The organism is Myroides sp. ZB35, assembly GCF_001865835.1.
GTDB classification, from domain to species: domain Bacteria; phylum Bacteroidota; class Bacteroidia; order Flavobacteriales; family Flavobacteriaceae; genus Flavobacterium; species Flavobacterium odoratimimum.
The window spans coordinates 3391659-3411054 of sequence record NZ_CP017769.1; the positions used below are offsets into that span (position 1 = coordinate 3391659).

The following is a 19396-nucleotide window of genomic DNA, read 5'->3' on the forward strand; positions in this document are numbered from 1 at the left end:
TGTCTTACTTTCTATTTTCTATTCGTTAATTGTTTTATCTAGCTAGTCATAAGTCATATTAGACTTATATACATCGTCTGTATAAAGATACTTTTTTATTTTAAAAATATATTACTCGTCTTTTAATCATTTTTAGGTTTTTAAAATAGGTAAAAAGCGTTACTTTGTATTTCTAAAATTAAGTAAATGATCAGAGCGACTAATATTCATAAATACTACGATAAACTTGAGGTTTTAAAAGGAGTAGATCTACATATAAAAAAAGGAGAGATTGTTTCTATTGTAGGAGCATCTGGAGCTGGTAAGACAACCTTACTTCAGATACTAGGAACATTAGACAAGCCCTCTATAGAAAGTCAAACCACTCTTTCTATAAACGGTCAAGATATTCTAGGTCTTAAAGACAAAGAAATATCTAAATTTAGAAACTTACACCTTGGCTTTATCTTTCAGTTTCACCAGTTACTACCTGAGTTTACGGCTTTAGAGAATGTGTGTATCCCAGCTTTTATTGCTAATAAAAACAAACAGGAGACAGAGAAGGAAGCTATTCGTTTATTAGAATACTTAGGACTATCTCACCGTATACATCACTTCCCATCTGAACTATCAGGAGGAGAACAGCAACGTGTAGCTGTAGCTAGAGCGCTAATCAATAAACCTCTTGTTATTTTTGCTGATGAGCCATCAGGTAACCTAGACACACACTCGGCAGAAAACTTACATAAGTTATTCTTTAAACTAAGAGATGAATTAGGACAGACATTCGTCATTGTTACGCATAATGAAGAACTAGCGAATATGGCTGATCGCAAATTAACCATGGTAGATGGTCAAATTAAACAAAAACAAAACTTACATGACTAAAGCAGAACTTAAGGAGTTCCTTGATGAAAAGGTAATTCTTTATAACAACCCTACTTTTATTCAGGACGATCCTATACAAATCCCTCATCTATATACACTAAAAGAAGATATAGAAATAGCAGGGTTCTTAAGTGCTACTATTGCATGGGGAAATAGAAAGATGATTATTAAGAATGCACATCGCATGATGGAGCTCATGGGAAATTCTCCTTATGACTTCGTGATGGAGCATCATGATGACCACTTAGAGAGTTTAGACAGCTTTGTGCACAGAACTTTCAATGGTGTAGATTTTGCAACTTTTATAAAAGGGCTTAAACATATTTATAGCAACCACAATGGACTAGAAAATGTCTTTGCAAATCAACAAATGAATATGCAAGAGAGAATTTCTAACTTCAAAAAACTATTCTTCGAGATAGAACATCAGTCGCGTACACAGAAGCATATCTCTGACCCGCTCAAAGGATCTGCTGCGAAACGAATCAATATGTACCTGCGCTGGATGGTCAGGGATGATCATAAAGGAGTAGATCTAGGAATATGGAAACAAATCAGTACAGCTGATTTATCTTGTCCATTAGACGTACACTCTGGTAATATGGCTAGAAAGCTAGGTATCCTAAAGCGAAAACAAAATGACGCAAAGGCACTAGCTGAACTAGATGTGGCTTTGCGTCGTTTCGATCCTATAGACCCTGTCAAATATGACTTTGCCCTATTTGGACTAGGAGCAATTGAGAAGTTTTAATACTCTATGACTTGATAATCAAGTTTTACTTTATTGTAATAAAGTGCTTTTACGATACCATCAGACACCCCTATTTTAGGAACATAGATGTATTTAGCACCACTCCATTTCATGGCGTTATTATAGATGTTTATAGCAGGTATAATAACGTCAGCACGATCTGGGTTCAATCCTAACAAAGAGATTCTATCCTCATAAGACATCTTACTTAGTCGTAGTAATTGTTTGTGTAGATAGAAGTAAGTAAGAGGCTTATCTTGCGTCTTACCAGACATTTTAAAGAGCTTATTGATATTCCCACCACTACCGATGACGATTAAGTCTTTTAACTCCTTAGTCTCTTCCTTGATCCACTGCTCTATATCTGTCCACACCTGAGGCTCTACCATATTATTTAATAAACGTACAGTACCATTTTTAAACGATCTAGAGTTCAATTGTTTTCCGTTAGAGAACAACGTAAACTCTGTACTACCTCCCCCCACATCTATATACAGAATACTATTACTGCTATTAATAAAATGTTTTAGATCAGAAGAAGCGATAATCATAGCCTCTTTTTTACCATCTATGATACTGATCTTTATTCCAGATTCTTTATACACTCTATCCACGATAGATGTAGCATTAGTAGCTTCTCGCATGGCACTAGTAGCACATGCCATAAATCGATCTACCTTATTTACCTTCATTAATAAAAAGAACGCCTTCATTGCATCCACCATACGGTCTTCCGCCTCAGGAGATACCTTTCCTGTAGTGAAAACATCTTGTCCTAATCGAATAGGCACACGTATTAATGAACTCTTACTAAATATAGTCTCTCTTCCCTCCTCCTCGATGATATTCATAATCAACAGTCTCATGGCGTTAGAACCTATATCTATAGCAGCATACTTCTTTATTTTTAGCATATATAATTTCTTCTTTTACTTTAACTTATTTTGATAATACTTATACATTTCTTGCTGAGCATGAAACATATTTTCAGCCGTATATCCTCTATACTTATTAGACAAGTCTGCTGTCTGATATCTCGTCTTATAGTTTCCTTTCCACCCGATATCGAATGTATCGATCAACTCTTGTTTTACTAAATCATCATAGATAGGACAAGTCACCTCTACCCTTTCATCTAAATTTCGAGTCATAAAGTCCGCTGAAGAGATAAACACCTCAGGGTTGTCATTATTCCCAAAAATATAAACTCTAGAGTGCTCTAAGAAACGGTCTACAATACTGATCGCTTCTATATTCTCACTCATACCAGGTACTCCAGGTATAAGCGAACAGATTCCTCTAATGATCAACTGTATTTTAACTCCTGCATTACTCGCTTCATATAGTTTATCGATCATCTTCAGATCTGATAAGCTATTCATCTTTAAGCGAATATAAGCAGGCAATCCATTCTTAGCATTCTTAATCTCTCTTTCTATCAACTTATAAAACCCTTTACGCGTATAGTGTGGAGATACTAATAAATGCTTGTAACGATGTACACGATAGTTCACTTGAAGAAACTCAAATACCTTAGACACATCCTTCATTAGCGAATTATGGCTAGTAAATACAGTCACATCTGTATATACCTTAGCTGTACTCTCATTAAAGTTACCTGTTGAGACAAATCCGTAACGTTTTACCTTTTTATTTTCCAGACGCTCTACTACACAGATTTTGCTGTGTACTTTCAGTCCTTTCACTCCGAATATTAACTGAACTCCTTCTGCCTGCATTAATTCAGAGTAATAAATATTACTCGCTTCGTCGAAACGCGCTTGCAATTCCACTTGAGCGATTACCTTCTTACCATTCTTTACAGCATTAATAAGAGAGCTAATAATCTGTGAATTTTTAGCTAGTCGATACAGAGTTATCTTAATAGACAATACTTGTGGATCTAAAGCCGCTTCACGCAAGAACTTAACTAAATATGAATAAGACTGATAAGGAGTGTAGATCATATAATCACGCTTCTGTATCTGCTGAATAATACTATCCTCAAGGCTTAATCCCTTAACAGCTACTGGTATCTGTTTTGGATAGGTAAGATCCACTCTCCCTGTAGTCGGGAAGCCCATATAATCACGTCTATTATGATATCTTCCAGAGGGAATAATACTATCGTTAAGCTCAATCTCTACGTTCTCTAATAAGAAATCTAACAGCTCATCATCCATCTCCTGATCGTAAACGAAACGCACAATAGCCCCTTGCTTTCTATCGCGTACTCCACTGGAAATCTTCTCTACAAAAGATTTGTGTAAATCTGTATCGAAATCTAGCTCCGCATCACGTGTTACTTTAATCATATAAGCAGATTCTGCTTTTAGATCAAAGATATTAAAGATAGAATCTAGGTTATATCTGATGATATCGTCTAACATCATGATATATTTCTTGCCTGGATCTTCAGAAGGTACTTCTACGAATCGATTAATAATATTCGGAATCTCGATAATAGCATAGCGAACAGAGCTATTATCACGTCTTTGTTTATTAGTACAGTGCTTCTCTACCAGCTTTTCGTCTACTTCTAACTTCACAACTAAGTACCCATGCGTATCCCTTAGAAGAGGGAACTCAGCCAAATCACTTAGGATAATAGTCACTAAGTCAGGAGATACTTGATGCAAGAAAAAGTCTTTGACAAAGGCTTGTTGTTTCTCACTGATCTCTTTCTCATTGACCATAAAGATTCCTTCATCTTCTAGTTTGCGCTCTACATCATGTAAGATACGTACACTTTCTTTTTGAAGTTGAATAACTCTCTCTGTAATTTGAGCCAATAGATCTTTTACAATAACTCCACTTCCCAGTCTTCGATTACTCTCCCCTGTCAATGTCATTCTACGTATAGTGGCATAACGAACTCTGAAAAACTCATCCAAATTATTTGAGAATATACCGATGAATCTCAGTCTTTCTAATAAAGGGACTGTTTCATCACCAGCTTCTTGAAGTACTCTTTCATTAAATGACAACCAGCTTTTCTCGCGGTCGATATACTTGTATTTTGTTGTGTTATTATTATTCATTATTTCTTTAAGTCTCTTGGGAAAATAGTTAATTCAGTTGTCCCCTTTTCTATCTCTCCCCAGTCATTGGTATCAAAGTTAATGATTACAACGCCTGATGTGGGTACATTTTCATAGGTTTCGCTACCAAATTTATTAACAAATTTTGTTATTGCCTCATTATGCCCGAAAAGAATTAGGGTATCATGCTCATTTTTACATTTTTTTATCGCTTTTATTAATCCTGACCGTTCGAAAGTATATACTTCGGGATTATAAATAATATAGTCTAAGTTAATATCCATATTCTGACAGAATATTTTAGCCGTCTCACTAGCTCTTTTTGCAGGGCTACTCCATACAATAACTTTAGCAGGTAAATGCCCCATTAAAGTATGCGATACTAAGTGAGCATCAGCAACTCCTTTGGTCGATATTGGGCGTGACAAATCATCTGTTATAGCGTTCCAGCATGATTTTGCATGTCTAATAAGGATTAGTTTTTTCATAATAGTTTTATTTACGGGTGGTTTATTGTATTTTTTAAATTTATGCGTCACAATCCTTGCCAAGAATTATACAAACATATCTAAATCTAATAAAAAATATCAATATAAAATAAATTTTAAGCTATAAAATAAAAACTTTACTTTTGATTCTTTAATTATAAAATAGAATAATGAGAAATTTCTCTATAGAATTTAAATGGGCTTCTTATGCTACGTTAGCAGCTTTACTTTGGATGTTTATTGTCAAATCTCTTGGTTTTCACGACTTAGAAAAGATTAGATATGAGGTCGGTTTTGAACTACTTTTTAACCTTGTGTTGATTATCTTTTATTGGTTGGGAATAAGACAGAAGAAACGCGAATTCTATAACGGTGTTGTTTCTTGGCAACGTGCTTTCTTATCTGGACTAGTAATCTGTATCATGATTACATTCTTCTTCCCGATTATACAGTACATTACGTTTAACCAAGTTAGCCCTAACTTTATGGCTACCTTACAGGAGGCACTAGCTACACAGACTAGCATGTCTTTAGAAGAAGCAACTAAGAATGCTACTTTCGATATTTTCTTAAGAAATGGTGTAACAAATAATCTGTCTTTTGGAGTTGTATTTATCGCGATTATTTCGTACTTTATACAGTCTAAAAACATAGCAAAGCCTGTGATAACAGAGAATAAAAATAACAAGCAAAAGAAGAACAACAAACGAAAAAATAATAAATAATCGAATTTTATGAATTTAAATAATATCCCCCTAATTAAAAACCTTGAGGCTGATAACTTCTTTTTATTAGCTGGGCCTTGTGCTATCGAAGGTGAAGAAATGGCTATGCGTATCGCAGAGCATATCGTAACAGTAACTGACAAACTAAAGATTCCTTATGTATTTAAAGGTTCTTTTAAGAAAGCAAACAGATCACGTATAGATAGCTTCACAGGTATAGGTGATGAAAAAGCACTTAAAATCTTACAAAAAGTAGGAAAAGAGTTTGGCGTACCTACTGTAACAGATATTCATGAGAACTCTGATGCTGCTATGGCTGCTGAGTACGTAGACATCTTACAGATCCCAGCTTTCTTAGTAAGACAGACAGATCTAGTAGTAGCTGCCGCGAATACAGGTAAGGTGGTAAACCTGAAGAAAGGACAGTTTATGAGTCCTGAGAGTATGAAGCACGCTGTACAGAAAGTATTAGACTGTAATAACGAAAGCGTAATGGTGACAGATAGAGGTACGATGTTCGGATACCAAGATATGATTGTAGATTATAGAGGGATCCCTACAATGCAACAGTATGCTACTACAGTATTAGACATCACGCACTCGCTACAACAGCCAAACCAATCGTCTGGAGTGACAGGAGGACGTCCTGATCTAATCGGAACTATTGCTAAAGCAGGTATCGCTGTAGGTGTAGATGGACTATTCTTAGAAACACACTTCGATCCAGCGAATGCAAAAAGTGATGGAGCGAACATGCTACACTTAGATTACTTTGAAGATTTGATGAAGAAATTGGTTGACATTAAACAAACAATCAATAAATTTTAAAAAATATTTTCAACACTACTTTTTTTATAACCAATCAGTTAGATAATTTCGGTAAAAAAAAGAAGAAAAAAAAGCCTTGCAAGTCTTGCAGATTAAGAAAACAGCCCTATATTTGCACCGTTCTAAACAAACAAGATAAGCAAAAGCTTAGGGGAGATACTCAAGCGGCCAACGAGGACGGACTGTAAATCCGTTGGGAAACCTTCGCAGGTTCGAATCCTGCTCTCCCCACCAAACGTTCATTAACAAAAAAATATTACCTAGATAAACAAACCTTTTAGGAGGGGAGATACTCAAGCGGCCAACGAGGACGGACTGTAAATCCGTTGGGAAACCTTCGCAGGTTCGAATCCTGCTCTCCCCACAAAAAGTCTTATCTATTGTATAAAAATATAGTCTAACAAACCTTTTAGGAGGGGAGATACTCAAGCGGCCAACGAGGACGGACTGTAAATCCGTTGGGAAACCTTCGCAGGTTCGAATCCTGCTCTCCCCACGAAGACTTTTTATACAATACATTATCTAGGTTACCTCTTAGGAGGGGAGATACTCAAGCGGCCAACGAGGACGGACTGTAAATCCGTTGGGAAACCTTCGCAGGTTCGAATCCTGCTCTCCCCACTAGTTAAAAAAGCGACCAATAGGTCGCTTTTTTTGTTTATATACCTTCCCTACTCTATTTATTCCTTTATCGTGTACCTTGCTGATTCTTGCAGATTACTTGCACTTTCCTTGGAGTTTCCTAGCCTAGAAAGGTGTTTTCTCGAAGGAATGTGCTAGAACACCCCTAGCATTCCTCTAGCATCTTATTTATACACTCCATAATTAAATAGGAGACACCCATTACACTTTCTATATTCTCTAATCTATAGGCATAAAAAAAGCGATAATAGAGACATAACCTATTATCGCTTTTGTTTATACTATAATTACCTATAAAGTAATCTTCTTACCTTCTCTCATTACTTCTAACTTCGGTTGCCCTTTGTGCTGTTGAAGATACTTTCTATAGTGACATAACTTCTCCATAGGAATACCATCTATCGATAGCACTACGTCTCCTAATCGCACTACATTCTCACGCTCATGAATAGCAGCCACCATATATTGCCCATCTATATAAGCAATACCGTATCCTATCTTCTCTAAATTAGAGACTACATTACTTTCCTTTACCTTTTTAAGATAAACTAGATTTAAAGAAGGTAAATAATACAAATGAAACTGTTTTATAAACTCCACTCCCATCTGATAGGTATTGTCATTCATATTAAATGTAACCTCTTCATTATTTAAGGCTATTTTTCCCAATTTAATCTTAGCTTCTTGCGTGATCAGTGTACGATTCACTATTTCATTCATACCGAAGGCTCCTATACTCCCTACACTGATGTACGAATTAAACTTTAAGGTTCTCAAGTAAGCGATCACACCTCTATCTGCTGTCATAGTTAGGTATCCATTATCTCCTGTATCTAATAAGAACAGTCTTTTCACACTACCACCCATTTCTACTGGAACCATAATTCTACTTTTTTGCTCCGTAGGATAAGCATCAACAGGAATAAAATCATTAGTCAATATAGTATTCACTAGCTCTGGTGACAAATCATGTAATACAATTTCCTTTTTAATAGGATCTATTTCTAATATTTTATCCTTATAGATAACATTCCCTAGGATACCATCGATTTTATAACAACTAAAGATAGGATCATTAACCATCGGAAAGCTTTCAAAGTCAGTAAATGGCAAATGGTAAAAAGTATGATTTCCTACCTTTAGACTATCTACATATATGGTCTGAACTGCTTGTACAACATTATTAACATCGACTGCTGCTACATGTTCTCCATGATAGAATTCTGAAAGCAAACTGCTTCTAATAGACAATCCATCCCACCCTGTGTCAAATAAGAACTTCATCGGCTTATCATTAACCTGCAAATCTACGAGCATCCAACCAGACTCATCGTCATAAGGCAAACGAATAGTCTGTGCATAGCCCACTATAGACACTAAAAAGAAGAATAAAATCAGTTTTAAAGCTTTCATATAATATAAATTGATTAATACCCTAAGTTAGATATTTTATCAATTCCTTTTCGATAATTATGATTAATGCGTATGCTTTTTAACAAACAAAGCTAACTAGATACAAATACAACTCACAAAAGTTTCCTATTCCTTAAGATGTCTATTGACCTAATTAAACTAATGACTACAATACCCTAATTTCGCCAACACACACATCTTCCTTTTATTCAAACACTTACACAACCAATATATCTTATATAAACTCATTATGAATAAGCATCAACTATACTTATCAAATGAAATTAAACTTATTTTTGCGGCATGAGTAGAAAAAGAACAGAAAGAATCGTATTCGAAAACGTAGAAGTCCTTGATGCAGGTGCAAAAGGCGTTTCGGTAGCTAAAGCTCCAGATGGGAAAGTAATCTTTATTCCTAACGTAGTTCCGGGAGATGTGGTAGATGTGCAGACTTTCAAAAAACGCAAAGCGTATTATGAAGGGAAAGCTGTGAAATTCCACAAATTTTCTGAACATAGAATAGAGCCAGTATGTGAACACTTCGGAGCTTGTGGTGGATGTAAATGGCAAAACATGAACTATGCACAACAGTTATTCTATAAAAATCAGGAGGTTTTTAATAACTTAAAGCGCATAGGTAAAATTGAATTACCTGAGTTCGAACCTATCTTAGGGTCTGAAGAAACATTGTTCTACAGAAACAAGATGGAGTTCTCTTTCTCTAATGCTCGCTGGTTAACACCAGAAGAAGTAGCAAGTGGAGAAGAAATGGGTAAAGAAAATGCATTAGGATTCCACATCCCTAAAATGTGGGACAAGATCTTAGACATCAAAAAATGTCACTTACAACAAGATCCTTCTAATGAAATCAGAAATGAAATCAGAAGATTCGCTAATGAGCATAATTTAGCTTTCTTTAACCCACGTGAGCAAGAAGGTTTATTGCGTACATTGATGATCAGAACTGCTTCTACAGGTGAAGTAATGGTGATGATTCAATTCTTCTATGACAACAAAGAAGAGCGCGAGTTATTATTAGACTTCTTAGCAGAGCGCTTCCCTATGATTACATCATTACAGTATGTAGTCAATGGTAAAGCGAATGATACTATCTATGATCAAGATGTAGTGCTTTATAAAGGACGTGATTATATCTTAGAAGAAATGGAAGGACTTAAATTTAGCATTAATGCTAAGTCATTCTACCAAACTAATTCTGAGCAAGCATACGAACTATACAAAATCACAAGAGACTATGCAGGTCTTACAGGTAACGAATTAGTATATGACTTATACACAGGTACAGGTACTATCGCTCAGTTCGTTTCTAAAAAGGCAGGTAAAGTAGTCGGTGTTGAAGCTGTACCAGAAGCAATAGAAGATGCTAAACTGAATGCTGAACGCAATAATATTACGAACTGTGACTTCTTTGTAGGAGATATGAAGAATGTATTTAACGATGAGTTCATAGCGACACATGGACATCCAGACGTTATCATTACTGATCCTCCTCGTGATGGAATGCATAAAGATGTAGTAGAAATGCTATTAAAAGTAGGTGCAAAACGCATCGTATACGTAAGCTGTAACTCTGCTACACAAGCACGTGACTTAGCTCTTATGGATCACAAATATAAAGTGATCAAAGTACGTCCTGTGGATATGTTCCCTCAGACGCATCACGTAGAAAACGTAGTTCTATTAGAACTGAGATAACAAATAATAAACTAACAACAAAAGGCAATCATCTTGGTTGCCTTTTATCTTATAAAACGATAACGATGAACCAAGATAATAATATTCCTGCCGAAGCTTTAAAGAATCTTGTAGGAGATATCGGCTTCTGTCTAGTGTCTGCTAAAATCATGATCGAAGGCGAGAAAGTAGACTATATGTACCGAGAAGAACCAAACTCTGATACTGATAGTGGATGGAGATTCTTAAGCAATACAGAAGATGAAGCATACTTAGATAATCCTGACAATACAGATATCTATAGTGTGAATGCTGTAGCTCATAATGACAAAGCTATTATCCCTTATCTAAACGCGCCTGTAGGAAGTGAACTAGGTCGTGTAGAAGGAACAGATGAGTTCGAAGTGTTAGATTAATTTCTATACAATATGTATACAGAAATAGCTATCTCCATGAGGTAGTTATTTTTTATTTACTACTAATCGAAAACTAACTTACCCCAAAACACACAATAGAGGTATAAACAAAAAGGTTTATACAAGCTAAAGATGAGTTACTGATACAGCTACTATAACATAATTATAGAACAAATGAAAGAACGAAGCAGTAGAATTGCTTTGTAACGTTTAGCTAGCTAATACATATTTCGGATTAAAATCCTTTTATAAACGATAAGAGAGAGGCTAGCCTCTCTCTTATCGTTTATCTACTTTAGAATCACAGTCAGACCCTTTGGTCCGTGTGCTCCTACTACTAAAGCCTGTTCAATATCTGCAGTTTTAGAAGGTCCTGATATATACACTCCAAAACCTTTCTCACTAGGTGTAATCAGTTTATATCCTTCATGCATATTATTCACTAATTTAGAACGATCTAAGACAATAACTAAATACTGTGTGATGAAGTATAGAGCTTTGTGCTTAAGTTGCTGTGGAAGCCATATACACCCATTCTCACATACTCCAAAGGCTCCTTCTACAATAGCTAAATCCACATTATTTAAGTCATTAGGGCTTTCTACACTATCAGGATCTAAAGTTGTCAAATGAATACCATTTACCACTGAAGCAATTTCTTTTGCCTCTGGATAAAGAGCGCGAATCACTTCATTGATATCTTCACCCTCTTTTAAGATTATAGCATCACCTCCAACTGCTTTAGACACTTCTATGAATTGAGTTAATTTATCGTCAAACTCAATTGCAGACAGATTCATTTGCGGTTTGTCAAAGACCTGTTTTGTATTGCGTCTTATATTATTTAATATTTGATCTCTACTACTCATAACTCCCCTATTGTTTCTTTACTTTTCCTTTTTTCCACATTTCTGTAAACGACTCTTTTGCAAAATTCGGTAGGTTACGCCCGTCTTCCCATTCTTTTAACCCAAAAGTCAGAGAACGCGGTGCATATTTTGCCAATGAACTAAACTTCAAACTCGTTCTAAACAAAGCAGGATGAGTAAATAAAAATTGCATTCCTGTTGATATTAGTTTTTTAGATGAATTAGCCTTGCCTAAAGAATCTAAATCTTGACGCCATTTATAGATTTGATCAGCTAAGTCTATTTTCACTGGACATACATTATTACAAGAATAACATAGAGAACAAGCAGATAGATTCTCACTGTGTTTAACAGGATCCTTAAGCATTCCTAAGTTAATTCCTATTGGCCCAGGGATAAAGTAAGTATAAGAATATCCTCCACTACGTCTGTACACAGGGCAAGTATTCATACATGCTCCACAGCGAATACAATTAAGAGATTTGATATGTTCTTCATTGCTCAATATTTCACTTCTTCCATTATCGACTAAGATGATGTGAAACTCCCCTCCTTCGATTGGTTTTCTAAAATGAGAAGTATACGTAGTAGTTGGTTGTCCTGTTGCAGAGCGGGCTAATAATCTAGTAAACACACTTAAACTCTCATAATCTGGTATTAATTTCTCTAACCCCATAGAGGCAATGTGTAGTTTAGACAATGAAGTTCCCATATCGGCATTTCCTTCATTGGTACAAACAACAATCTCTCCTGTGGCTGCTATACCGAAGTTCACTCCTGTAATTGCTGCATCAGCAGTAAGAAAATCATTGCGCAAAGAAGCTCTTGCTGCCCGAGTAAGATAAGTTGGATCACTATTGCCTTTCTCTGTATTTAGTTTTTCGGCAAATAACTCTCCTACTTCTTCTCTCTTCATGTGGATAGCAGGAAGTACGATATGTGAAGGCGCAGTCCCATTTAACTGTAAGATACGCTCACCTAAATCACTTTCTACAACATCAATACCCTTGGTCTCTAAGTAATGATTAAGATCACATTCTTCTGTCAGCATAGACTTGCTTTTCACTACTTTTTTTGCATTGTGCTTATTTAAGATCTCTGCCATGATAGCATTGTGCTCTTCTGCATCTTTAGCCCAGTGTACTATCACTCCATTAGCTATAGCATTTGCTTCAAACTGCTCAAGGTACATCGCTAGATTACTAACGCTATGTAGTTTTATCTTCTCACCCATTGCTCTAAGGGCTTCCCACTCAGGAAGCGTCTTAGACATTCTATCTCTTTTCTCTCTTACAAACCACAGTGCATTATCATGCCAAGTAGCTTTCTCTTTATTCTGCTGAAACGCGTCAGCATTCTGTGCATGTTTTGTACTACTCATAATTATAAACCTGAAGCTAGAATTTCTACAACATGAATCATCTTGATAGGCATCTTATTCTTATCTATGATCCCTCCCATATGCATTAGACATGAACTATCTGGTCCTGTTATATACTCTGCACCAGTAGCCACATGACAACTCACCTTATCATTCCCCATTCGGATAGAAATAGCTGGTTCTTCTATAGAAAACATCCCTCCAAAGCCACAACACTCATCTACTCGAGTAGGTTCTACTACTTCTACACCTTCTACAAGACTAAGCAAGGCTTTTACCTTAGAATAAGGTTTTATATTTAATTCACTAGCTGCTCCTAGCTTTAATTCTCTTAATCCATGGCAACTGTTGTGAAGGCTTACTTTATGAGGAAACTTACCTGGCAATTTGTCAATCTTCAGGATATCGTGTAAGAATTCACAGATATCATACACCTTACCACTTACTTTACTCGTACAGCCTTCCTTCTCCATTAATCTCGGGTAAGTATCTTTTACAAACCCAACACAACTACCCGAAGGAGCAACTATATAGTCAAACTCTTCAAATAAATTATTAAACTGCTTCGCTAAAGGCAAAGCTTTATTCTCGAAACCTGCGTTAGCCATAGGTTGACCGCAACAAGTCTGATCTACGGGGTAATCTACTTCTACCCCAAAATGTGTCAATATTTTATAACTTGCTAATGCCGCCTCAGGATAAACTGCGTTCACATAGCAAGGAATAAACAACCCAACTCTCATATATCTATCTATTTAATTCTTAACTTCCAATATATACTATCAAGCCTGCTATTAAAATATATAACAATGCAAAACCGACAGCTTTTTTAAGGATAATACCTTCTTTACCTTGTTCTCCACAAGCTGTTGTAGCTACAGCAATACTCTGTGGAGAAATAATCTTTCCTCCTGTAGCACCTGTTGTATTCGCTGCTGCCAACCAACCTTTATCTGCTCCAATCTTATCTGCAACTGTAGCTTGTAACTTCCCGAATAAAATATTAGAGGATGTATCACTACCTGTTAAGAATGTTCCTAAGGCTCCTATCGCTGGAGCAAAGAAAGGATAGAACGTCCCTGTAGTCGTCGCTAAGGCTAATCCTAGAACTGTAATCATACCTGAGAAGTCCATTAACGTAGACAAAGCGATTAAGCAACATACTGTAATAACCGTCTTTTTTAATTGTACTGCAGTTTTACCTAATAAAGCAAACAAGCCACTTAGAGAAACTCCTTGAATCAATCCTCCTACTAATGAGCTTATAAAAATTAACACGCCTGTATCTGTCAACCAATATATTCCCACACTGCGAATACCTCCTGCGATAGAAAAGGAAAAATTCGTTTGGAATATTTCCAAATTAGATTTCATCATCGTTGCAAAAGGAAACAGAGGACTAGTCAATAAAACGAGTAATAAGATCAGTCCATATACACTCCATGCCTGAAAGATACTTAGAAGGCTAAAGCTCTGCTTCTCTATTTTATCTTCTTTCTTTGCCGTGATTTTTCCAAATAGGATAATAGTAATCACTGAGGCAATACTTCCTAAAATAGCAGGAGTCTCTGCTCCTATATATACCGCTGCATAATACTGAACAGCTAAGGTAACACCTCCTACCAGAAGACTTAAAATAATGTTCTTTGGGATAGCTTTTACAGATTTATCTGCTAATGTTACAATTAAAAAAGGAACTAAAAACATCAATACTGCTAACTGCCAAACTACATGAGCACTAATCGTAGTAATCTGCTCTACCATCTCTACTTCTCTAGCCAAAACAATAACCGGAATACCAACTGCTCCAAAGGCTGTAGGCACACTATTAGCAATCAAACTAACAACGGCTGAGAACATGGGCTTAAAACCTAAACTAATCAAAATAGCTGCAGGAATAGCTACTGCTGTACCAAAACCTGCCATTCCTTCTAACAGTCCCCCAAATCCCCAAGTCAGTAGTAATACTTGAATAGATTTATCTGTTGAAATAGCCGAGAACTGTTGTTTAATAATCTCTATTTTCTGAGACTCTACTTGTACATTATAACTATAAATAGCCATTAAGATAATAATCAAGATAGGAAAAATAGCTTTCACTATCCCATATACTACTGATAAAGAAGTATCTATCAAAGAGAGATTAAAACCAAATAACGCTATTAATGCTGTAACAACTAAAGTAATACTGGCACTTTTCTCACCTGGTAACTTTAAAAAACCTAATAATACAATTAACAATATAACAGGGGTAACTGCTAATATTACCTGCAAACCTGAAACAGTTTCTAACATTTTACTTAATCTTTACTTATCTTAGAACTTTAAATATAAGGCGTCATTTACAATTACTATGTTAATTACAGTCATAAAAATACAACAAACGCCACTATTTAGAATCTTTAAAGCAAAAACGAATCATTTTCTCCACATTTATTCTAAAACATTTATACTCTAAAAGTATAGAAGTTCACTTCGAACTTTTTTAAAGAGTTCTGAATTAGTTTTAGTATTTTTGACAACTTATATACAGAGATAAAAAATCTATATGAAAAAACTAATATTGGCAGCAGTATTTCTAAGCTTAGGAAGTTTTATTTTTAGCGCTTGTGAGAAAGATGATATTTGTGGTGCGGATGAGCCTACTACGCCTAACTTTCTAATTGAATTCTACAATTTTGAGGATCAAGGAATCGCTAAGAATGACTTAGTTGAAGCTTTTGTTGCGGGTAGAGAAAAAGATGTTATCAAAAGCAAAGCAAACAAATTACTAATACCGCTTCGCTTAGATAATCAAGAATCTGAATGGATACTTAAATCAATAAGAAGAACTCAGAATCAGACAGACACACTTTATGATACATTGACTTTTAAATACAAAATCAATACCAAGTATCTTAATAAAGCCTGTGGATATGTATCTACATTCTCCTTAAATCAAGATGGTACTTTTCCTATGTTAAACGGAGAATCTCAACAAACGAGTGGTAACTGGATTAAATATTATACAACTGAAACAAATGAAATTCAAGATAGCAAACAAGCACACTTCAAGATTTATTATTAATTGTGGTTTACTACTATTAGCTTTCTCTTCATTTGCACAAGAGAATAATCCTACAGAACTAAAGACTCCTGCTCCACTTACTGATGCTGCAGAAGAATCACCTCATTACTACCCACAGAGATATGGGTTACGTGTAGGGGTTGATTTATTTAGAATCACGCGTTCATTCTATGACAATACTTATCAAGGTTTTGAAGTAGTTGGGGATTATCGTCTTACTAAAAATTGGTATGCAGCAGCAGAGATAGGTCATGATAAAATGGATAGAGACGAAAGTAGTTATGGCTTTACAACCAATGGTAACTACATTCGCATAGGAGGTAACTATAACCTATACGAAAACTGGCTAGATAGAGAAGATATGATCTACGTAGGTTTTAGATATGGTTTTGCGACCTTCTCTCAAACTCTTAATTGGTACCAATCTTATACTACAGATCCATATTTCCCTAAAGAAAGAATAGAGATAGATAAAAAACAAAGTGGACTTAGTGCACACTGGGTAGAATTTGTAGCAGGTATTAAAACAAGAGTATTTAGCAATGTCTTTATGGGATTCACCATGAGACTAAATGGGCTAGTGTCTCAGACGCAACCTGATGATTTTGAAAACCTATATATTCCTGGCTATAACAAAAAACACAGTGGTAATATAGGAGTAGGATTTAATTATACCATCTCTTACTTATTCCCACTATACAAATCTAAGAAAGATAAGTTTGTTGTCCCTACTGAAGAAGAAACTAAGTTTGACTTAGAAGGAAACGCAATAGAACAAGCTGAGGATTTAAAAATGATTGAAAACAATAAAAAGAAAAAGAAGTAATCTTCTTCTGAACAATATATAAAAAAGCCCCGATCTCTATCGGGGCTTTGTATTTTTTATAGTCTATTGAATAACTTCGGATAATTAGTCACTAAGCCATCTGCACCTACTTCTATCGTAGACTCGAAATCACTCCACAAATTTTTATAGTGATAAGTGGTCTCAGATAGTCTCTCATAGCGCTGTACTACTCTAGTAAAACGCTCCTCTATAGGGTTAATATACAGCACTGCAATCTCCTTAGACTCTCCTATCGCTAAGTTAAGTCTATTAATAGGCAATGCATTAGTAAAAGGTGTCACAGAAATATCTATATCTAAACAATCGTGTAACTCTGGATGCTCTTGTTCATCTATAATCCACTGATTATTTAGTTTATACCCATGTATAGTATAGTGCTTATGCCCCACTTTACAAGTAATATCAAAGAATCTAGTCTCCCATCTCTGATCTACTACTACTTGATATTCGGCACCATACACCTGATTATTCTTATTCCCTACTAACTCACCTTTACTGTGAATGGTTTCTCCTTTATCAATCAGGACACATTTTTCAATCGATAAATTATCGACACCTGTCCAGACTATATTTTTCTCCATACTATTGAAGTTTAATTGCTACTGTACCTATAAAAGTTGGTAAATAATGATCTACTACAAAGCGAGGATGTGGCTGAAATGCCTCTTCATATTCTTTAATTAAAAAACCTGCTTGTAGCTGTCCTCCTATCAAATCTTGAAGACTATGTCCAAAGACGAAAGCCTCCTCTTTATTTCTTTTTTCTTCTACCTGATCTGGAGTCATATCTGTCAAGTCTGCATAAGGAATCTTATACATAGGCTTCACAACTCCTTCTGCTGCATACTTAGGATCTCTATCGTGTATAAATATCACTGGATTATAGAAGCTACTGATTAGTCTTCCTCCCTTGTCCAACACGCGATAACACTCTCTCCAGATCTTCGTCACATCACTTACATAATGATTCGATATCGGATGTACAATAATGTCAAAACTATTATCTGCGAACATCTCTAGATTCGTCATATCCCCTTCTACAGTAGTTAGGTCAAGACCGTCTCTTAGCGCCACTTGCTTATCTTTATTAAGTTGCTCAGTAGATAGGTCTAACACAGTCACCTTACCTCCTATAGCCGCTAAAATAGGTGCTTGTTGCCCTCCAGCAGATGCTAGACATAATACGCGCTTCCCTTTTACTTCGCCTAACCAATTCTTATCTATTGGAGTTGGTAATACATATAGTTCCCACTCTCCTTCTTTAGCTTTTGCTACTGTCTCTGCACTTACAGGCATAGACCATTGCTGATTAGCTAAAGCCTGTTTATCCCAAGACTTTTTATTGTGTTCTAAATACTCTTTACTCTTCGTCATAATTTGCTATTATTAAATTAGACCTCCTTGCTTTAAATATTGATCAAACAATATTCCGCATACTTTAGCATCACTAAGAGCATCGTGGTGATTTAATGCAAGATTATACTTCTCAGCCAAAGAAGCTAATCCTTTTTTATACAATCTATAAGTACAATGCTTCTCGTATTCAGGCACAGCCAAGTTATAATACTCTAATGTCTTCTCTAAGACTGGGAAGTCAAAGCCAAAGCCATTATGTGCTACTACATTCTGAAATTGTATAAAGGGTAATATCTTATGCCAAACTTCTTCGAATGTAGGCGCATACTGTGTATCTTCTGGTGTGATACCGTGTACGTCAATAAATTTACTCCAATAAACATTCTGAGGAGGTTGTACAAGAATGTTTAAGGAATCTACTATAATTCCGTTCTCAAATACAACTAAGCCAACTTGGCAAATACTATTGCGCTGAGGCTGAGCTGTCTCAAAATCTATAGCTGTAAATTTATTCATCGAAGTATTGTAATCATAATAGCTAAGGTAGTCTTTTTTGATGATAATCCATTAGCCTACTTACAAAAAACATCACTTTGCTAATTTTTTTAGCTAATCTTTTGGGGTTAATCTATTCTATTATAGTTCACATATAGGCATAAAAAAACGACTATAATGTATATAGTCGTTCTCTATCAAAATATTTATTGTATCTTACTCTTATTAAATCACTTACTACGATGAATAAACACTTTATCACCTATGCAATTCTATTTAGTATCATTAGTCTAAGTATTTTTTCTATTTACAAAAAGACTCAGAATCAAACATTTATTAATCAGTTTATTTCCACACATAGTGCGTCTATAAAAGAGATTAATTATTTTGACTTAGGACTATACACCTCTCTTAAACTAAGAGATCATCATGGCAACCAAGTAGACTTCTCTTCTTGTTTTGCTGATTTTGAAAAGCTTACGCATGCAGCAACAGCACATTTACTTAAAGATTAA

General features: G+C 35.5%; 20 protein-coding genes and 4 tRNA genes. 13 read left to right on the top strand and 11 right to left on the bottom strand.

Annotated elements, in window-relative coordinates:
* The first annotated feature begins 186 nt into the window (after positions 1 to 186).
* Positions 187 to 867 (top strand): ABC transporter ATP-binding protein, encoded by a 681-nt coding sequence (locus BK054_RS15050; RefSeq protein ID WP_006260029.1) that lies wholly within the window; start codon positions 187 to 189, stop codon positions 865 to 867.
* A complete protein-coding gene (locus tag BK054_RS15055) occupies positions 860 to 1618 on the top strand; it encodes a TIGR02757 family protein (RefSeq protein WP_006261357.1) in 759 nt (252 codons plus the stop codon). Before BK054_RS15050 ends, BK054_RS15055 begins: the two co-directional genes overlap by 8 nt.
* Here BK054_RS15055 and BK054_RS15060 read toward each other — a convergent pair.
* The 3 genes from BK054_RS15060 to BK054_RS15070 are packed head-to-tail and all read right to left on the bottom strand — an operon-like array spanning position 1615 to position 5147.
* Complete coding sequence (locus BK054_RS15060; RefSeq protein ID WP_071307431.1) at positions 1615 to 2532, bottom strand: Ppx/GppA phosphatase family protein; 918 nt, start codon at positions 2530 to 2532, stop codon at positions 1615 to 1617. The two genes, BK054_RS15055 and BK054_RS15060, sit on opposite strands and share 4 nt — an antisense overlap.
* A gap of 15 nt (positions 2533 to 2547) precedes the next feature.
* The gene (ppk1, locus tag BK054_RS15065) at positions 2548 to 4659 is read right to left on the bottom strand and encodes a polyphosphate kinase 1 (protein WP_006261359.1); all 2112 of its coding nucleotides are present in this window, start codon (positions 4657 to 4659) and stop codon (positions 2548 to 2550) included.
* A complete protein-coding gene (locus BK054_RS15070; RefSeq protein WP_006261360.1) occupies positions 4659 to 5147 on the bottom strand; it encodes a SixA phosphatase family protein in 489 nt (162 codons plus the stop codon). Before BK054_RS15070 ends, ppk1 begins: the two co-directional genes overlap by 1 nt.
* 170 nt (positions 5148 to 5317) lie before the next feature.
* Here BK054_RS15070 and BK054_RS15075 point away from each other — a divergent pair, with 170 nt between their 5' ends.
* The 6 genes from BK054_RS15075 (at position 5318) to BK054_RS15100 (ending at position 7321) form a co-directional block, all read left to right on the top strand.
* The gene (locus tag BK054_RS15075) at positions 5318 to 5872 is read left to right on the top strand and encodes a DUF4199 domain-containing protein (protein ID WP_006261361.1); all 555 of its coding nucleotides are present in this window, start codon (positions 5318 to 5320) and stop codon (positions 5870 to 5872) included.
* Between the two features lie 9 nt (positions 5873 to 5881).
* Positions 5882 to 6700, top strand: a complete 819-nt coding sequence (gene kdsA, locus BK054_RS15080; RefSeq protein WP_006261362.1) for a 3-deoxy-8-phosphooctulonate synthase — start codon at positions 5882 to 5884, stop codon at positions 6698 to 6700.
* A 150-nt stretch (positions 6701 to 6850) separates the two neighbouring features.
* Positions 6851 to 6934, top strand: a tRNA-Tyr gene (locus tag BK054_RS15085).
* Between the two features lie 49 nt (positions 6935 to 6983).
* Positions 6984 to 7064 (top strand) — tRNA-Tyr (locus BK054_RS15090).
* 51 nt (positions 7065 to 7115) lie between these two features.
* Positions 7116 to 7196, top strand: a tRNA-Tyr gene (locus BK054_RS15095).
* Positions 7197 to 7240: 44 nt separating this feature from the next.
* Positions 7241 to 7321 (top strand) — tRNA-Tyr (locus BK054_RS15100).
* 312 nt (positions 7322 to 7633) lie between these two features.
* On the opposite strand, the gene BK054_RS15105 is transcribed toward BK054_RS15100, so the two are convergent.
* The gene (locus tag BK054_RS15105) at positions 7634 to 8755 is read right to left on the bottom strand and encodes a retropepsin-like aspartic protease (protein ID WP_071307432.1); all 1122 of its coding nucleotides are present in this window, start codon (positions 8753 to 8755) and stop codon (positions 7634 to 7636) included.
* Between the two features lie 303 nt (positions 8756 to 9058).
* On the opposite strand from BK054_RS15105, the gene rlmD reads away from it, so the two are divergent.
* Both rlmD and BK054_RS15115 read left to right on the top strand, forming a co-directional pair.
* The gene (gene rlmD / locus BK054_RS15110) at positions 9059 to 10471 is read left to right on the top strand and encodes a 23S rRNA (uracil(1939)-C(5))-methyltransferase RlmD (RefSeq protein WP_006260021.1); all 1413 of its coding nucleotides are present in this window, start codon (positions 9059 to 9061) and stop codon (positions 10469 to 10471) included.
* A 65-nt stretch (positions 10472 to 10536) separates the two neighbouring features.
* Complete coding sequence (locus tag BK054_RS15115) at positions 10537 to 10866, top strand: DUF2185 domain-containing protein (protein ID WP_006265470.1); 330 nt, start codon at positions 10537 to 10539, stop codon at positions 10864 to 10866.
* 290 nt (positions 10867 to 11156) lie between these two features.
* Here BK054_RS15115 and BK054_RS15120 read toward each other — a convergent pair whose 3' ends face one another.
* Genes BK054_RS15120 through BK054_RS15135 form a run of 4 tightly spaced genes read right to left on the bottom strand, consistent with a single transcriptional unit; the run spans position 11157 to position 15411 of the window.
* Positions 11157 to 11735, bottom strand: a complete 579-nt coding sequence (locus BK054_RS15120; protein ID WP_071307433.1) for a lactate utilization protein C — start codon at positions 11733 to 11735, stop codon at positions 11157 to 11159.
* 7 nt (positions 11736 to 11742) lie between these two features.
* The gene (locus tag BK054_RS15125) at positions 11743 to 13116 is read right to left on the bottom strand and encodes a lactate utilization protein B (protein ID WP_071307434.1); all 1374 of its coding nucleotides are present in this window, start codon (positions 13114 to 13116) and stop codon (positions 11743 to 11745) included.
* A gap of 2 nt (positions 13117 to 13118) precedes the next feature.
* Positions 13119 to 13859 (bottom strand): (Fe-S)-binding protein, encoded by a 741-nt coding sequence (locus BK054_RS15130; RefSeq protein WP_006261368.1) that lies wholly within the window; start codon positions 13857 to 13859, stop codon positions 13119 to 13121.
* Between the two features lie 19 nt (positions 13860 to 13878).
* Positions 13879 to 15411, bottom strand: a complete 1533-nt coding sequence (locus BK054_RS15135; protein WP_016649298.1) for an L-lactate permease — start codon at positions 15409 to 15411, stop codon at positions 13879 to 13881.
* Positions 15412 to 15664: 253 nt separating this feature from the next.
* Between BK054_RS15135 and BK054_RS15140 the strand changes: the two genes are divergently transcribed.
* Together BK054_RS15140 and BK054_RS15145 are read left to right on the top strand one after the other, a co-directional pair.
* On the top strand, positions 15665 to 16183 hold the full coding sequence (locus BK054_RS15140) for a DUF6452 family protein (RefSeq protein ID WP_006261370.1): 519 nt from the start codon (positions 15665 to 15667) through the stop codon (positions 16181 to 16183).
* The gene (locus BK054_RS15145; protein WP_071307435.1) at positions 16137 to 17009 is read left to right on the top strand and encodes a DUF6048 family protein; all 873 of its coding nucleotides are present in this window, start codon (positions 16137 to 16139) and stop codon (positions 17007 to 17009) included. Before BK054_RS15140 ends, BK054_RS15145 begins: the two co-directional genes overlap by 47 nt.
* A gap of 56 nt (positions 17010 to 17065) precedes the next feature.
* Here the strand turns inward: BK054_RS15145 and BK054_RS15150 are convergent, their stop codons facing one another.
* From BK054_RS15150 to BK054_RS15160, 3 genes are read right to left on the bottom strand one after another with little or no spacing between them, the layout of a single operon-like run.
* Positions 17066 to 17611 (bottom strand): putative glycolipid-binding domain-containing protein, encoded by a 546-nt coding sequence (locus BK054_RS15150; protein WP_006261372.1) that lies wholly within the window; start codon positions 17609 to 17611, stop codon positions 17066 to 17068.
* A 1-nt stretch (position 17612) separates the two neighbouring features.
* A complete protein-coding gene (locus BK054_RS15155) occupies positions 17613 to 18404 on the bottom strand; it encodes a class I SAM-dependent methyltransferase (RefSeq protein WP_006263730.1) in 792 nt (263 codons plus the stop codon).
* 12 nt (positions 18405 to 18416) lie between these two features.
* Entirely contained in the window at positions 18417 to 18902 is a 486-nt protein-coding gene (locus BK054_RS15160; RefSeq protein ID WP_006260008.1) for a 3'-5' exonuclease, read from the bottom strand.
* A 221-nt stretch (positions 18903 to 19123) separates the two neighbouring features.
* On the opposite strand from BK054_RS15160, the gene BK054_RS15165 reads away from it, so the two are divergent.
* Entirely contained in the window at positions 19124 to 19396 is a 273-nt protein-coding gene (locus tag BK054_RS15165) for a hypothetical protein (protein ID WP_006261374.1), read from the top strand.

Coding starts and splice junctions, on each gene's coding strand:
- BK054_RS15050 (WP_006260029.1), top strand. CDS start 187: ATGATCAGAGCGACTAATATTCATAAATACTACGATAAACTTGAGGTT.
- BK054_RS15055 (WP_006261357.1), top strand. CDS start 860: ATGACTAAAGCAGAACTTAAGGAGTTCCTTGATGAAAAGGTAATTCTT.
- BK054_RS15060 (WP_071307431.1), bottom strand. CDS start 2,532: ATGCTAAAAATAAAGAAGTATGCTGCTATAGATATAGGTTCTAACGCC.
- ppk1 (WP_006261359.1), bottom strand. CDS start 4,659: ATGAATAATAATAACACAACAAAATACAAGTATATCGACCGCGAGAAA.
- BK054_RS15070 (WP_006261360.1), bottom strand. CDS start 5,147: ATGAAAAAACTAATCCTTATTAGACATGCAAAATCATGCTGGAACGCT.
- BK054_RS15075 (WP_006261361.1), top strand. CDS start 5,318: ATGAGAAATTTCTCTATAGAATTTAAATGGGCTTCTTATGCTACGTTA.
- kdsA (WP_006261362.1), top strand. CDS start 5,882: ATGAATTTAAATAATATCCCCCTAATTAAAAACCTTGAGGCTGATAAC.
- BK054_RS15105 (WP_071307432.1), bottom strand. CDS start 8,755: ATGAAAGCTTTAAAACTGATTTTATTCTTCTTTTTAGTGTCTATAGTG.
- rlmD (WP_006260021.1), top strand. CDS start 9,059: ATGAGTAGAAAAAGAACAGAAAGAATCGTATTCGAAAACGTAGAAGTC.
- BK054_RS15115 (WP_006265470.1), top strand. CDS start 10,537: ATGAACCAAGATAATAATATTCCTGCCGAAGCTTTAAAGAATCTTGTA.
- BK054_RS15120 (WP_071307433.1), bottom strand. CDS start 11,735: ATGAGTAGTAGAGATCAAATATTAAATAATATAAGACGCAATACAAAA.
- BK054_RS15125 (WP_071307434.1), bottom strand. CDS start 13,116: ATGAGTAGTACAAAACATGCACAGAATGCTGACGCGTTTCAGCAGAAT.
- BK054_RS15130 (WP_006261368.1), bottom strand. CDS start 13,859: ATGAGAGTTGGGTTGTTTATTCCTTGCTATGTGAACGCAGTTTATCCT.
- BK054_RS15135 (WP_016649298.1), bottom strand. CDS start 15,411: ATGTTAGAAACTGTTTCAGGTTTGCAGGTAATATTAGCAGTTACCCCT.
- BK054_RS15140 (WP_006261370.1), top strand. CDS start 15,665: ATGAAAAAACTAATATTGGCAGCAGTATTTCTAAGCTTAGGAAGTTTT.
- BK054_RS15145 (WP_071307435.1), top strand. CDS start 16,137: ATGAAATTCAAGATAGCAAACAAGCACACTTCAAGATTTATTATTAAT.
- BK054_RS15150 (WP_006261372.1), bottom strand. CDS start 17,611: ATGGAGAAAAATATAGTCTGGACAGGTGTCGATAATTTATCGATTGAA.
- BK054_RS15155 (WP_006263730.1), bottom strand. CDS start 18,404: ATGACGAAGAGTAAAGAGTATTTAGAACACAATAAAAAGTCTTGGGAT.
- BK054_RS15160 (WP_006260008.1), bottom strand. CDS start 18,902: ATGAATAAATTTACAGCTATAGATTTTGAGACAGCTCAGCCTCAGCGC.
- BK054_RS15165 (WP_006261374.1), top strand. CDS start 19,124: ATGAATAAACACTTTATCACCTATGCAATTCTATTTAGTATCATTAGT.